The organism is Nonomuraea sp. NPDC051941, assembly GCF_044593615.1.
In genome coordinates, this window is the sequence record NZ_JBIUCF010000018.1 from 195,424 (window position 1) to 208,618 (window position 13,195).

Annotated in this window: 15 protein-coding genes; 5 read left to right on the forward strand and 10 right to left on the reverse strand. The window is 68.6% G+C overall.

Annotated features, from left to right (window positions below; all coding sequences use genetic code 11):
• Nucleotides 1–7: 7 nt before the first annotated feature.
• The 4 genes from ACIHFD_RS29350 to ACIHFD_RS29365 form a co-directional block, all read right to left on the reverse strand.
• Complete coding sequence (locus ACIHFD_RS29350) at nucleotides 8–1,288, reverse strand: ABC transporter substrate-binding protein (protein ID WP_397369617.1); 1,281 nt, start codon at nucleotides 1,286–1,288, stop codon at nucleotides 8–10.
• A 21-nt stretch (nucleotides 1,289–1,309) separates the two neighbouring features.
• Nucleotides 1,310–2,137 carry a carbohydrate ABC transporter permease gene (locus tag ACIHFD_RS29355; RefSeq protein WP_397369618.1) on the reverse strand — a complete coding sequence of 276 codons (828 nt, stop codon included), beginning with the start codon at nucleotides 2,135–2,137 and terminating at the stop codon, nucleotides 1,310–1,312.
• Nucleotides 2,130–3,026: a carbohydrate ABC transporter permease gene (locus ACIHFD_RS29360; RefSeq protein ID WP_397369665.1), complete on the reverse strand. Its 897-nt coding sequence runs from the start codon at nucleotides 3,024–3,026 to the stop codon at nucleotides 2,130–2,132. The genes ACIHFD_RS29355 and ACIHFD_RS29360 overlap by 8 nt, the downstream gene beginning before the upstream one ends.
• Nucleotides 3,027–3,327: 301 nt before the next feature.
• Nucleotides 3,328–4,290 (reverse strand): helix-turn-helix transcriptional regulator, encoded by a 963-nt coding sequence (locus tag ACIHFD_RS29365; RefSeq protein ID WP_397369619.1) that lies wholly within the window; start codon nucleotides 4,288–4,290, stop codon nucleotides 3,328–3,330.
• A gap of 187 nt (nucleotides 4,291–4,477) precedes the next feature.
• On the opposite strand from ACIHFD_RS29365, the gene ACIHFD_RS29370 reads away from it, so the two are divergent.
• Both ACIHFD_RS29370 and ACIHFD_RS29375 read left to right on the forward strand, forming a co-directional pair.
• Nucleotides 4,478–4,915, forward strand: coding sequence for a carboxymuconolactone decarboxylase family protein (locus tag ACIHFD_RS29370; RefSeq protein ID WP_397369620.1), 438 nt, complete (start codon nucleotides 4,478–4,480; stop codon nucleotides 4,913–4,915).
• Between the two features lie 128 nt (nucleotides 4,916–5,043).
• Nucleotides 5,044–5,691, forward strand: a complete 648-nt coding sequence (locus tag ACIHFD_RS29375) for a YdeI family protein (protein WP_397369621.1) — start codon at nucleotides 5,044–5,046, stop codon at nucleotides 5,689–5,691.
• A 268-nt stretch (nucleotides 5,692–5,959) separates the two neighbouring features.
• Here ACIHFD_RS29375 and ACIHFD_RS29380 read toward each other — a convergent pair whose 3' ends face one another.
• Nucleotides 5,960–6,952, reverse strand: coding sequence for a LacI family DNA-binding transcriptional regulator (locus ACIHFD_RS29380; protein WP_397369622.1), 993 nt, complete (start codon nucleotides 6,950–6,952; stop codon nucleotides 5,960–5,962).
• 254 nt (nucleotides 6,953–7,206) lie between these two features.
• Here ACIHFD_RS29380 and ACIHFD_RS29385 point away from each other — a divergent pair, with 254 nt between their 5' ends.
• Complete coding sequence (locus ACIHFD_RS29385) at nucleotides 7,207–8,526, forward strand: serine hydrolase domain-containing protein (protein WP_397369623.1); 1,320 nt, start codon at nucleotides 7,207–7,209, stop codon at nucleotides 8,524–8,526.
• 124 nt (nucleotides 8,527–8,650) lie between these two features.
• A complete protein-coding gene (locus tag ACIHFD_RS29390) occupies nucleotides 8,651–9,061 on the forward strand; it encodes a hypothetical protein (RefSeq protein ID WP_397369624.1) in 411 nt (136 codons plus the stop codon).
• Between the two features lie 83 nt (nucleotides 9,062–9,144).
• Here the strand turns inward: ACIHFD_RS29390 and ACIHFD_RS29395 are convergent, their stop codons facing one another.
• From ACIHFD_RS29395 to ACIHFD_RS29415, 5 genes are all read right to left on the reverse strand, one after another.
• Nucleotides 9,145–9,750: an NAD(P)H-dependent oxidoreductase gene (locus ACIHFD_RS29395; protein WP_397369625.1), complete on the reverse strand. Its 606-nt coding sequence runs from the start codon at nucleotides 9,748–9,750 to the stop codon at nucleotides 9,145–9,147.
• A gap of 37 nt (nucleotides 9,751–9,787) precedes the next feature.
• Complete coding sequence (locus tag ACIHFD_RS29400; RefSeq protein ID WP_397369626.1) at nucleotides 9,788–10,762, reverse strand: alpha/beta hydrolase; 975 nt, start codon at nucleotides 10,760–10,762, stop codon at nucleotides 9,788–9,790.
• Between the two features lie 136 nt (nucleotides 10,763–10,898).
• Nucleotides 10,899–11,942: a ferritin-like protein gene (locus tag ACIHFD_RS29405; RefSeq protein ID WP_397369627.1), complete on the reverse strand. Its 1,044-nt coding sequence runs from the start codon at nucleotides 11,940–11,942 to the stop codon at nucleotides 10,899–10,901.
• Nucleotides 11,943–11,976: 34 nt separating this feature from the next.
• Nucleotides 11,977–12,207: a hypothetical protein gene (locus tag ACIHFD_RS29410; protein WP_397369628.1), complete on the reverse strand. Its 231-nt coding sequence runs from the start codon at nucleotides 12,205–12,207 to the stop codon at nucleotides 11,977–11,979.
• Nucleotides 12,208–12,221: 14 nt separating this feature from the next.
• Nucleotides 12,222–12,776: an NAD-dependent epimerase/dehydratase family protein gene (locus ACIHFD_RS29415; protein WP_397369630.1), complete on the reverse strand. Its 555-nt coding sequence runs from the start codon at nucleotides 12,774–12,776 to the stop codon at nucleotides 12,222–12,224.
• Nucleotides 12,777–12,965: 189 nt separating this feature from the next.
• On the opposite strand from ACIHFD_RS29415, the gene ACIHFD_RS29420 reads away from it, so the two are divergent.
• Nucleotides 12,966–13,148 carry a hypothetical protein gene (locus tag ACIHFD_RS29420; protein ID WP_397369631.1) on the forward strand — a complete coding sequence of 61 codons (183 nt, stop codon included), beginning with the start codon at nucleotides 12,966–12,968 and terminating at the stop codon, nucleotides 13,146–13,148.
• The last annotated feature ends 47 nt before the right edge of the window (nucleotides 13,149–13,195 follow it).

Here is a 13,195-nt window from a genome sequence, read left to right on the forward strand (position 1 = left end):
GGGTCTGTCAGGCGCCGTCGATCTCGGCCTGCAGTTCCGTGATGAACGACTTTGCCGCCTGCTCCGGCGTCTCCCGGTCGAACAGCACCTCTTCCGTGTGCCGTTTGATGATGGCTTCGAGATCGCTGGCGCCGTTCGGGGTCACTCTAGGGGCTTGTCCGACTTTGGCGGTGTCCAGGTACTCCGCAGCGGCTTTGTCCGTTTCGGTGAGCTTCGGGGTGATGGCCGCGCGGATCTTCTTGTTCGCGGGGACGCCGCGGTCGGTCAGCAGGATGTCGGCCGCCTCCTGGCTGTTGGCCAGGAAGTCCACGAACAGCGCGGCCTCGGCCGGGTGCTTGCTGCGCGCCGAGATCGACCAGTACATCGAGGACTTGAAGTACGCGCCGGGTGACTTGGCCTGCGTCTCGCCGGGGAGCCTGAGCAGCTTCAGCTTGGCGCCGCTCGCCGTGGTCAGCGAGCTGAGCTGGGTGTTCCACCAGGTGGCGAAGACCGACACGTTCGTGGCCGTGCCCGACTGGTCGAGCGAGCCGCCGGCCCGCTCGATGGTGACCGACGGCGACGGCGTGACGCCCTGCTTGGCCAGGTCCTTGACGTAGGTCCAGTACGAGGCCAGCACCTCCGGCGGGACGGCGACCTTGCCGTTCGCGTCGAACAGGGCCGCGCCCGCCTGCCTGGCCCAGATGTTGAGGCCGCCCGCGTCGAAGCCCGGCGACTGCAGGCCGGTGACCTTGCCGCCGCCCGCCTTCGACACCTCGTCGCCGACCTTCTTCAGGTCCTCCCACGACCAGGTGTCGTCGTCCGGCAGCTTGATCTTGAGCTGGTCGAGGAGGTCGGTGTTGGCGACGATCGCGTACGTGGACAGGCCGACGGGGAGCGCGTACTGCTTGCCCTTGACCACGCCCGTGTCCAGGGCGGCCTTGTCGAAGTCGGCGGTCTTGAGATGTTTGCTCGCGGTGCCGAGGTCGAGCAGGGCGCCGCGCTCGGCGTACGAGGAGAGGTAGAGCTCGTCCATCTGGATGACGTCCGGCGCGTCGTTGGCCGCCACCGTGGTCGCGAGGCTCTCCCAGTAGCCGTTCCAGTCCTTGAACTCGCCCTTGACCGTGATGTTCGGGTACTTCTTCTGGAAGAGGTCGATGACCTGCTGGGTGCGCTTGTGCCGTTCGTCCGCGCCCCACCAGGTGAAGCGGAGGGTGACCGGGTCCTTCGACAGCTCCTGACCGGCGCTGCCGCCACTGCCGCACGCGCTGAGCATGAGCACCGACGCCATGGCGAGGGCTATTCGTCGCATGATGATTCCTCTTCGCGGGGGTTACTTGCCGCCGGTCGTGGCGATGCCTCGGATGAGGTAGCGCTGGCCGACGAGGAAGGCGATGAAGACCGGGGCCAGGGACACCACGCTCATGGCGAACATGGATCCCCATGAGGTCGAGACCGTGGCGTCCACGAACGAGCGCAGCGCCACCGGCACCGTGTACATCTCCGGGTCTGTCAGGTAGATGAGCTGGCTGAAGAAGTCGTTCCAGGTCCAGATGAACGTGAAGATCACCGTGGTGGCGAGCGCCGGGAGCATCAGCGGCAGGATGATCCGCAGGAAGATCCTCGGGTGGCCGCAGCCGTCGATCCTGGCCGCCTCGTCCAGCTCGCGCGGCAGGCCGCGGATGAACTGCACCATGAGGAAGACGAAGAACGCGTCCGTGGCCAGGAACTTCGGCACCACCAGCGGCAGGAACGTGTTCACCCAGTCGAGCTGGGAGAACAGGATGTACTGCGGCACGATGATCACGTGGATCGGCAGCATGATGGTGCCGAGCATGATCGCGAACCACAGGCGCTTGCCGGTGAAGTCCAGCCTGGCGAACGCGTACGCGGCCATCGAGCAGGACACCAGGTTGCCGATGATGCAGGCCAGCACGAGGATGGCCGAGTTGGCCAGGTAGTGGCCGAACGGGGAGGCCAGCGCGGTCCAGCCGGCACCGTAGTTCTGGGTCTGGAGCCCGTCGAGGATCAGGCCGGGGCGGCGGAAGATCTCGTTGTCGGGCCTCAGGGAGCTGACCACCATCCACAGCACCGGGTAGAGCATGACCAGGGCGAGGAGGATGAGGGCGGCGTGCTTGATCAGCTTTCGGAGTTCAGTCATCGTAAACGACCCAGAATTTGGCGGCCCAGAAGTTGACGGCGGTGAAGCCGGCGATGATCACCAGGAGCAGCCAGGCGAGCGCCGAGGCGTACCCCATGTCGAAGTTGTGGAACCCGCGTTGATACAGGTAGAGCGTGTAGAACAGGGTCGAGTCGGACGGCCCGCCGGTGCCGCCTGAGACCACGAACGCCTGCGTGAACGACTGGAACGCATGGATGATCTGCAGGACCAGGTTGAAGAAGACGATCGGTGACAGGAGCGGGATCGTGATGCTCCTGAACTGCGTCCACTTCCCCGCCCCGTCCGTGGCCGCCGCCTCGTAGTACATCCTCGGGATCTGGCGCAGCCCGGCCAGGAAGATCACCATCGGGGCGCCGAACGTCCAGACGTTCAGGATGATCAGCGTCGACAGCGCGGTGTCCGGGTCGGAGATCCAGCCGCGGCCCTCGATGCCGAACAGCTGGTTGACCAGGCCGTCGGCGCCGAAGATCTGCCGCCACAGCACCGCGATGGCCACGCTGGAGCCGAGCAGCGACGGCAGGTAGAACGCCGACCGGTAGAACGCCAGCCCGCGCAGCCCCTTGTCGAGCAGCAGCGCCAGCCCCAGGGCGGCGGCCAGCTGCAGCGGGACGGAGACGACGACGTAGATCAGCGTGACGCCGAGCGCCCGGTGGAGGCGGACGTCGGTGAACATGCGGGCGAAGTTGTCCAGGCCGTTGAAGGTCGGGGGCTGGATGAGGTTGTAGTCGGTGAAGCCCAGCACGAAGGAGGCCACGATCGGGCCGGCCGTGATGAGCAGCAGGCCGGCGAACCAGGGGGCGAGGAACGCGAAGGCGGCCTTGTTGTCCCGATTGCCGCCGCCGAGGGTTCCGCGGCTGCCCTTGCGCATGCGCTGGAGCTCGCCGAGAGCACTCACACGTGACCTCCTGGGGTTGCTGGAAAACGTATTCCGTTGGAAAACGTATTCCGCAGTTTGCACGCGCGTTACCTACGCGTCAAGGGTGTTACCGACCGGCTACAGCGGCCGAGCGCGCCCAGTGCACCGGCCCGTTCGGGGGTCCCGGTAGTCCTGGCCGGAAAACCAACGGATATCGCTGACCTGCGCTGACGCGGAATCTCAGCATCCGTCGTCCCCGTCGTCTTGGTGCGGTCATGGTGGCCGGCAACATCCGTCACTGCAGGTAGCCGTGTCAGCTATCGTGCCGCTGGTTGTCCTTGAGGAGTTGCTGTGTGCGGGTGAGGAATGCCTGGCGGACCTCTTCTGGGTGCAGTATCCGGAGTGGTCGGCCGAGGCTGAGCAGGTAGCGGGCCAGGCCGTCGGCGTCTGGCCCGCCGATGTCGACGATCGTGGCGTCATCACCGTCCGGGTGGTGGACGCCGACCGTTGGTGGTACCAGCTTGCGGGCCTCATCGGCCGGTACGGCCAGGCGGATGGTCACCCACACCGGGTAGGGCCTCAGCGCGATGCCCGTGCTGACCATCTGTGCTGGATCTGGCGGGTCGGGCAGGGCAGTGGCCTGCCCGGTGGCTGCGGCATCGATGATGCGATCGGTACGGAAGGTGCGCCAGTCCTGCCGCGTCAGGTCGTAGGCGAGGAGATACCAGCGGCGGCCGGTGTAGATGAGCCGGTAGGGGTCCACCCGGCGGGTGGACGTCGTTCCGGCCCGGTCGCGGTAGGTCAACTGGGTGCGTTCGCCTCGCCGGCACGCGGTGGCCAGGTCGAGCAGCAGCGCGGGGGAGATCTGGCTGTCGTCGGGTCGTGCGGTGTGGGTGAACGCGGCGTCCAACTCGCCGAGCCGGTCGGCGATCCTGGCCGGCAGCACCTGGCGTAGTTTCAGCAGCGCCGACAGGGCTGCCTGGTCGCTGCCGGAGACTCCGCTGAAGGCGGCGGTGCGCAGCCCGACAGCGACCGCGAGGGCCTCCTCCTCGTCAAGGATCAGTGGCGGAATGCTGGTTCCGGGCCCGAGGTGGTAGCCGCCCCATGGGCCCATCTCCGATTCGATGCCGTAGCCGAGTTCACGTAGCCGGGCGATGTCCCGGCGAACCGTCCGCTCGGTGATCTCCAGCTGGGCGGAAAGATCAGCGCACGTCCAGGACCGCCGCGTTGACAGCAAAGACAGCAGCCGCAGCAGCCGCGCCGAGGTGTTGACCACGGCTAACAGTCTGCTCGATAACCAGGACCGTTTCTGACCGGGTCATACCGTAACGTCGCCGGCATGACCGAGAACTCCTCGGCCGAAAAGTCCATGACGACGACGATGACCTCCGCCAAGGTGCGGTAGATGACAGGCCCGGATGGGCGCACGTAACCGACGAGGGGCAGGACCCATGGAAGCACGCATGAAGAGCGTGGCGAATCCCGACGTGATCACAGCGATCCAGCATCTCCACAAAGCGATTAACGCCGGTGGCGTCGACCCGCTCGTGCTCGAGCTGGTCCATCTGCGGGCCAGCCAGATCAACGGCTGCAGCCCGTGTGTGTTCGCCGGCGTCCAGTCGGCGAAGAAGCATGGAGAGACCGAGGAGCGGCTGCACAACGTGGTCACCTGGCGCGAGACCCCGTTCTTCACCGAGGAGGAGCGGGCAGCGCTCGCGCTGACCGAGGCCGCCACCCGGATCCAGGACGGCGCGCCGGGCGTGACCGACGAGATCTGGGACGATGCTGCCACCCACTTCGACGAGAACCAGATGTCCGCGATCATCCTGAACATCGCAATCACCAACTTCTTCAACCGGATCAACCACACGATCCGGGAGCAGGCCGGCAAGACCTGGTGAAGGCGGGCGGGCGTCATCCGTCCAGAGGCCGCGGTGGCGACGTGGCGAAGGACGTGATCGGCCGGCTCCACCGCTGACCGATCCAGCGCCACTTCCGGCAGGCCCCCGTCCTGGGCTCCCACCTTCGGGTGACCGCCGGCAACCATCCCTTTGATGATCACCAGGGGCACATGACGATGAGCGACGAACCACTGGAACTGACCGTTACCGATGCCCGAGCCTGGCGGGAGTGGCTCAGCAGGCACCACGACAGCTCGGCAGGGGTGTGGCTGGTCCTCGCCAAGCAGAACACGACCCGGCCGACCAGCCTGACCTATGACCAGGCGCTCGACGAAGCCCTGTGCCACGGCTGGATCGATGGTCGGCTACGACGGCGGGATGAGATCACCTTCTGCCGGCGCTTCACCCCTCGCGGAAGGCAAAGTACCTGGTCAGCGCGGAACGTTTCCATCGTCACCCGTCTGATCAGCGAGGGCCGGATGCATCCGGCCGGAATGACCGAGGTCGAACGCGCCAAGGCCGACGGCCGCTGGGACACGGCCTACGCGGGACAAGCCGGCATCGAGGTACCAGCCGACCTGGCCGCCGCATTGGCCGCGAACCCCCAGGCACAAGCGATGTTCGACATCCTCACCTCCCAAAACCGCTACGCCGTTCTCTATCGGATCGCGAACGCCAAACGCGCCGAGACCCGAGCCCGCCGTATCACCCAGTTCGTTGACATGCTCGCCCGCGGCGAGGCGATCCACCCACAAAAGCGCGCCCTCGGCAGTTGAATGCGGGCCCACTCCTCTCCCCGCCTCGCTCCTCCAAGCCCACGCACCCGTCGTGGGTGCAGGCTCGGCTCAACAGCGGCCGGGCGCAAGGGGCGCCGGCCGCCTCCGTCGAGTTTGGCGAGCTCGGCTTCGACGTCGACGGCAGCACCACCATCGACCGGCGCCCCCGGGACCGAGCCCCACGCGCGAATCCGCCAGCGCCACCACCAGCGGATCGCAACTCGGCGGGCCCGGTGCCGCCACCGCCGCCATCCCTGGAAGCGGGGGGTTATTTCCTCGGGCGGGTGCTTTCGCGCACGATCAGCCGCCCTTCCAGGGTGAGCCGCCGTCCCGCACCCGCATTTCCCAGTGCGAAACGGATCGCCTCCACCCCCGCCTGCGCCAGCGGAAGCGCGACGGTCGTCAATCGCGGCGTCACATCCCCGGCGAGCGGAATATCGTCGATGCCCGTCACGGAAACGTCCTCGGGAACCGCCAGCCCGGCGGCGCGAAATCCCGACATCGCGCCGATGGCGACGGTGTCGTTGACCGCGAGAACCGCCTCCGTGCCGGACATCCCCTCCCCCGCCAGCCGCCGTGCCGCGTCGAATCCGCCCTGGCGGCTGACTTCGCAATAAACGATCCGGATATCCCGATCGTCAAGGCCCCCGGCGCGAAGTCCGGCCATGAAACCGGCCGTACGCGAGCCCATGTTGCGAAGCTCGCGAGCGCCGCCGAATATCGCCACCCGCCGGTGCCCGGTTTCCGCCACGAATGCGCCCGCCGAGCGCCCGGCCGCGAAATCGTCGAATCCGATCGCGTCGAAAGTCATGTCCGTCTCGCCGACGATGACGACCCGGCCGCCCTCGCGTTCGTACGAACCGAGCTCCTTGAGCAGCCGCCCGCCGAGCGCGTTCGCCATGAACCGGCTGGACGTCAGCACCAGCGCGCGCGGCCGCAGCGAGCGCAGCACCCGGACCGTCTCGAGCTGCCGCTCGACCGCCCCCATGGTGGACGAGACGGTGACGAACGCGCCGGCCGTACGGGCTTCGCGTTCCATCGCGGCCACGACCACCGCCATGGACGGCGTCGTGAGGTCGTCGGCGATGAGCGCGATCGAGTCGCTCGCACGGCGCATCGCCCTGGCCGAGGCGTCCACCGTGTACCGCAGCGCCGCCGCCGCGGCCAGCACGCGGGCCTCGTTCTCGGGCGCCACCTTACGCGTGCTGCCGCCCAGGACCCTGGACGCGGTGGAGATCGAGACTCCGGCCGCCGCGGCCACGTCGTGCAGCGTGACCGTGGGCCTCGCCGCATGGGGCATCCGCAGTGTCCTTTCCGACGGTGAACAGACCGGTTTAGAAGAGTACCCGTACCGGATCGGCGGGCCTGCTCACCCGCCAGGCGCATCGTCCGTAAGGCCGAGAGTGTCATGGGTTCGGGATGACCCGTGTCATGGGGACCCGGTGACACGGCTCATGGGGACCCGGTGACACAGCGGACTAACCTCACGAGCCCGGCTCAATCATGCTGACGACCATGACATCCCTCCGATTCAGGACACTGCTATCGACCGTGGGCCGTGCCAGGCGGCTGGCCCTCGCGACCGGGATGGGGGCCGTGCTCGCCGCGGCGACCTTCACCGCACCGGCCGCCGCGCAGACGACGAGCGCCACCGGGACGAGCCAGGACGGCGGGCTGGACCGGCAGGCGCTCCGGAAGTCCCTGGACGCCGTCCACGAGGCGGGCATGTACGGCATCTACTCGCAGGTTCGCGACCAGGGTCAGACCTGGCAGGGCGCGTCCGGCGTGGCCGATGTCGACACGCGCCGCCCCGTACGGCCCGACATGGTGCACCGGGTGGGCAGCATCACCAAGACGTTCGTCTCGGTGGCCATCCTCCAGCAGGTGGCGCGCGGCGCCATCGACCTGGACGCCCCGATCGGCCGCTACCTCCCCGACCTCGTCCCCGGCGACCGCGGCCAGCGGATCACCGTACGGATGCTGCTCAACCACACCAGCCACATCGGCGACTACATCGGCTCGGCGTTCCCGTCGCTGCTGGAGGGCTCGGCCAAGAGCCTGGACGACAACCGCTTCCGTACGTTCACCCCGAAGGAACTGGTCGGGATGGGCCTGGCCGCCGCCCCGACCGGCGAGCCCGGGGCGATCCCCGGGTCGTACTCGAACACCAACTACATCCTGGCCGGCCTGCTCCTGGAGAAGGTGACGGGCACGGACGCCGAGCGGTACATCACCCGCAACGTCATCCGCAAGGCGGGCCTGCGGCACACGTCCTTCCCGCGCACCCCGGTCATCCCGGGGCCGCACTCCAAGGCGTACGAGTCGCTGTTCGGCCTGATCGACCCGCCGCGCGACTACAGCGTCTACAACATGTCGTGGGGCGGGACGGCAGGCGCGATCGTGTCCACGATGGACGACCTCAACCGCTTCTACCGCGCGCTGCTGCGCGGCGAGCTGGTCGGCGCCGCGCAGGTCGCCGAGATGCAGAAGACGGTGACGGTGCTGGCCGGCGGGGCCGCGATCAACTACGGCCTCGGCCTCTACTCCCTCGACCTGCCGTGCGGCCGCTTCTGGGGTCACGACGGCGGCGTGTTCGGGATGATCACGCAGTCACTGTCCAGCCCGGACGGCAGCCGCCAGCTGTCCTTCGGGATCAACCTTGCGAAGTACCAGCGGATCGACGAGAACGGCGAGATCGTACCGAGCCCGATCGACTTCGCCCTGGTCGACCACCTGTTCCTGTCCATGTGCGGCACCACCGCGCCCCAGGCCAAGTCCTCCCGGCTCCCGCTCACCCCGTTCCCGGCGGACGGGCTCGCTGCCGCGGTCCGTTGATCGCCTGGCAGGTGTGTTGCCCATCACTCTCGGAGTGCGGATTTGTCCACAGTTGATCGCATGGAATCTCCGTAATGTCCCTGCTGCCGGATCAACCGGTGCACGACAAACGGGGAGAAACCCAATGCGTAAGACTCTTGCGATCGCGGCTCTGGCCGGTTCGATGGCCGTCACCGGCCTCGCCCTGAGCCCGGTCGCCGCCCAGGCCGCCACCGCCACCACCGCTGCCACCACCTCGACGGGGACGAGCTGGGGGAAGTTCTTCTCCAGCGACCGCAAGGCCTACACGTTCGGCAAGACGTGGAAGAGCGGCCACGTGGTCCACACGAAGTGGTACAGCGTGGACAAGGTCGGCGGTAAGAAGGGCTGGGTGTGGTTCGAGTTCTACCAGAACGGCAGCTGGCACAAGTTCAACCGCTCGTTCGACGGCAAGGTGGTCGGGAGCTGGAGCGGCAAGGGGATCAAGAAGGTCTACACGTTCACCTGCTGGGCCGGCAAGTTCGACAACTGCGGCCGCAAGTACCGCATCTACTAAGCCGCCTGATCTCCTGACCCACCTCGTCTCCACACGCGGCCCCCAGGCCCGGCGCCCCGCGCGCCGGGCCTTTCCGCCGCTGGTCAGAGGGACCGCGCCAGCTCGGCCGCTCGTGCCAGATGCCCGGCTTTGACGGCGGCCCAGTGATCGGGATCGCCGGCGCTCTCGCCATCGCGCAGCACCGAACCCCCGAACACGACGAACTCGCTCGCCTTCGCCCGCTCGCCGATCCGGTCGGTGAGCATGGTCGTCCTCATCGCCTGGTGGCAACCCGACGCGTCGAGCTCGGCGACGCTGTACCCGGCCGTGCACAGGACGAGCGCCTGCCGAGCCACTCGCATGCTTAGGGGCTTGTACGCGAATCCCGTCGTCCACACGCGGTCGAACCAGCCCTTGAGCCGCGCCGGGCAGTCCGTCCACCACACCGGATAGATGAACACCCACACGTCGGCGGCATTGAGCCTGGCCTGCTCAGCGGCGACGTCATCGGGGACGCGCGCATCAGCGCGGCGGCCGGACTCGCGCTCGTACTCCTCCAAGGTGAGTTCCGAGCGGAACCCCATCGCATAGAGGTCCGAGACCGTACGCGTGTGGCCGGCGTCGTCGAGCCCGCCCAGGAACGCGTCGAGAACCTCGCGCGTGAAGCTTCGCTCGCTCGGATGCGCGTAGACGATATGGACGTGAGTCACGCACCTATTCTCGTGCGCTCACGCAACTCCTGGATCCTCACCCGCTGAAGGCCTCTCGGAGGAACGCGGCGATCTCCGCCCGCGCGGCCTTCGCCTGCGGCACCACGCCCGGCATGCTGAGGAACGCGTGCGTCGCCCCGGGATGTTCGGCGAGCCGCGCGGGCGTCCCGGCCGCCCGCAGCCGTTCGGCGTAACAGCGGCCGTGGTCGGCCACCGGATCGATGGTCGGCACCACCACGAGTGCCGGGGCCAGCCCGCCCAGGTCCCCGGCGTACAGCGGCGACACCGTACGGGGATCCGATCCGGGCGGAACGGCGAGCCGCTGGAACAGCCGCATCTGCGTCATGGTGAGGCCCGGGCCCTGGGCGTGCCGGCGCATGGAGGCGAGGTCGAACCCCGCCGAGGTCAGGTCGACAGCGGCATTGACCAGCACCTGCGCCCGCAGGGGCAGGCCGGACTCCCTGGCCCGGATCGCGACCAGGGCCGTGACCAACGCGCCGGTGCTCTCACCGAAGACGGCGACCCGTGCCGGGTCGACTCCCCACTGCCCGGCGTGCCGCACCACGTGCCGGAGCACGTCCCAGCCGTCGTCGACGACCGCCGACAAGGGAGTCTCCTGGTCGAGGAGGCGGTGCTCGACCGAGACGACGACCGCGGGCAGCCGCGCGGCGAGGTGGCTGTTGACCCAGTCGCTCTGCACCGCCGTGCCCACGAACCCGCCTCCGTGCATGTGGAGCACAAGAGGCAAGCCGGCCTGCCCGGCCGAGGGCCGGTACACCCGGACCCGGAGCCTGCGGTCGGGCAGCGCCACCTCCTGCCACCGGATCGTGGCGCCGCGGTCCGGAAATCCGGTGATCAGCCGGGCCAGGCGGGACGACCGCTTGCGGTTCACCGCCTCGCGCAAGACGACCAGCTCTTCGGCCGTCATCGCCAACCAGTCCGGCTCCTTTCCCAGGGCATGCATCAACCGGATGCCCAGCGGCGGCCGCTCCGTTGCGGTGACCTCGCTCATATGTCCTCCTCAGCCCGCTAGTTTCGCTACCTTAAGTATCGATACCAAGAGTAGCGCAATAGGGTTTCGTGTGGGCACGACCTGAGTGAGCGCATCCGCCAGACCCGGTTCGCCCGGGCGGGGTGCCGCCGGCGCTTCACCGCCGCAGTTCGGGCGCCACGTACTCGAAAGTGGGGCCGGCGGTGGTGCCGTCTTCGTCGGGCATCCGCATCAGAGCCTGGGCCTGGCCCTTGAGTGCGTACATGGTGCCGGTGGCGGCCCCGAGCAGCTTCGGGCTGCCGGTGAAGGCCTGCTCGAGCTGGCTCAGCAGGGTGCAGTAGGTGTGGTTGAACTCTTCCTGCGCGGTACGGATGGCACTGCCCGGCTCATGGTCGGACAGCCGCGGGTTGCGCCGCATCGGGGGTACGCCTGCCAGGTTCACCTGGATGGCCTCGCCGGTGGGCCCGCTCTGCGGGGTGTCGCCCCGCTGATAGCGGCGGCCGAGCTTGAGCTCCTGGAAGCGGTAGTAGTGTCCGACTTCTTGGCGTTCGGGATGGAAGACGTCCTGGTCGCCGTCCCAGACGCCGCCGCGGGCGGTGCCCTCGCCCTGCTCGACGATCTCCTCCAGCGCCGCCAGCGCCGAGGCGAGGTCACCGACCTCGACCAGGTGCCCGGCGGTGTGGCGGAAGTGGTCGGCGCTCACCTGGCGAGCCGGATCGCCGCTGAAGACCGCCTGTTCGCCGAGCCGTTCGCACAGGTGGCGCAGGCCCTCCTCGATGGCGGCGTAGAACTGGCCGATCGTCTCGTAGCCGTCGGCTTCGGCCGGGGCGCCGGGCGGTGCCGGTTGTTCGATCCGCAGGAACATCTCGAGGGCTTCCGGCCCGAAGGGCACCAGGGACAGCTCCAGCGGGCCGTGGGGCAGGGGGCGGGGGTGCGGCGGCAGCATCCCCGGCGTGTCCAGCCGCGGGCGGCCGCCGACGGCGTTGAGCAGGTTGGCGGCCAGCGCCAGGTGCAGCATCTCCTCGACGAAGACGCTGCCCACGACCTCGACGGCTTCGGGGTTGCGCTCCGGGTCGAGGGAGTACAGCGCGCACAGGTACGGCGGCAGGGTCGCGTGTTCCAGCTCGATCGCCCACTGCAGGTGCTCGCGGAGGCTTTCGAGGGTGTCGATCCGGGCTCGCTGGGGTTCCAGGTGTTTCATCGGTGTCCTGACTCGGTTGCCGGAAGAAGGCGTGTCACGCGACGTGATCGCCGGACCGGGAGCCGTCCTCCAGCGCCTCGACCGCGTCGAGCAGGCCCCGCAGCCCGATCTCCTCGCGCTCGGCGTCCGTCGGGTCGAACAGCCACTCGGTGACCGGCAGCTCGGCGACCTCCTCCGGATGGCTCGCCTCGACCAGGGTCACCTCCGTCTCGACCTCGATCTGGAGCTCGTACAGGAAGTCGTCCTCGCTGTTGGGAGCGCTCATCTTTCCTCCCTGCGTTACTTGCCGAGCCAGTCGTGGTAGTGGATGGTGCCGAGGATCGCGTCCGCACCGGGCACCAGCGTCCGCTCGCCCGGCACGCTGCCGTAGTAACGAGCCTGCGGGTCGGCGACCACCGTGCGCGGGTCACCCCAGGCGGCCAGGGCATCGCGGAAGAACTCGTCCATCCGGACGTCGTCGGGACCGCCCACCTCGACCCGGCCGTTCAGCGGCTGCCCCACCGCGACCCGGCCGACCGCCTGGGCGACCTCCTCACCCGCGATGGGCCGGAACCGCACCGGCGCGATCCGCACCGTGTCGCCGTCCGTGGCCTCCTCCGCGATGGCCCGTACGAACTCGAAGAACTCCATCACCGCTGCGGGCTCGAACGACGGCGAGTTCGACACGTCGACCACCACCTGCGCGCCCGCCAGCACCTCCGCCAGCCCCTCACCGGTCAGCGTGTTGACACCGGTGCTCGGCGCCGCCGCCACCGCCTCGTGACCGTGCTCCCCCAGCTTGGCCACCAGCTTCGACCCGATCAGGCCGGTCCCGCCGACCACGACGACCTTCATGGCGCACCCTCTCTGCCCGCCGGGGCACCCGTGTGCCAGCCGGTCATCAGCTAAGACAGGGCAGCCTCCAGGCTTGTGACAGCAGCCGCCGAAATTCCTTCGACCTCAGTGCTGGACCGTCGGCGCGGCCATCGCGGCGCATCCCGGCATCGACATGCCCTTCACCAACGGCGGCCAGGTCTGCGGTGCGTGGCCGCGGATACTGGTGCCGGCGTCGCCGACTGTGCCCGGCTGGTCTTCGGCGGCCCCGGAAGGCCCGACGGGCTGGACGTCAACGGCGCCGGCTGGAATGCGCTCGCGCCGTTCGGCGGTTACAAGCAGTCGGGCAACGGCCGCGAGGAGTATCTCGAGACCAAGTCCATCCAGAGCTGACCAGCGGAGATCTCCCGGGACTGTTACCTGCCGCGGGCTGTCCTCGC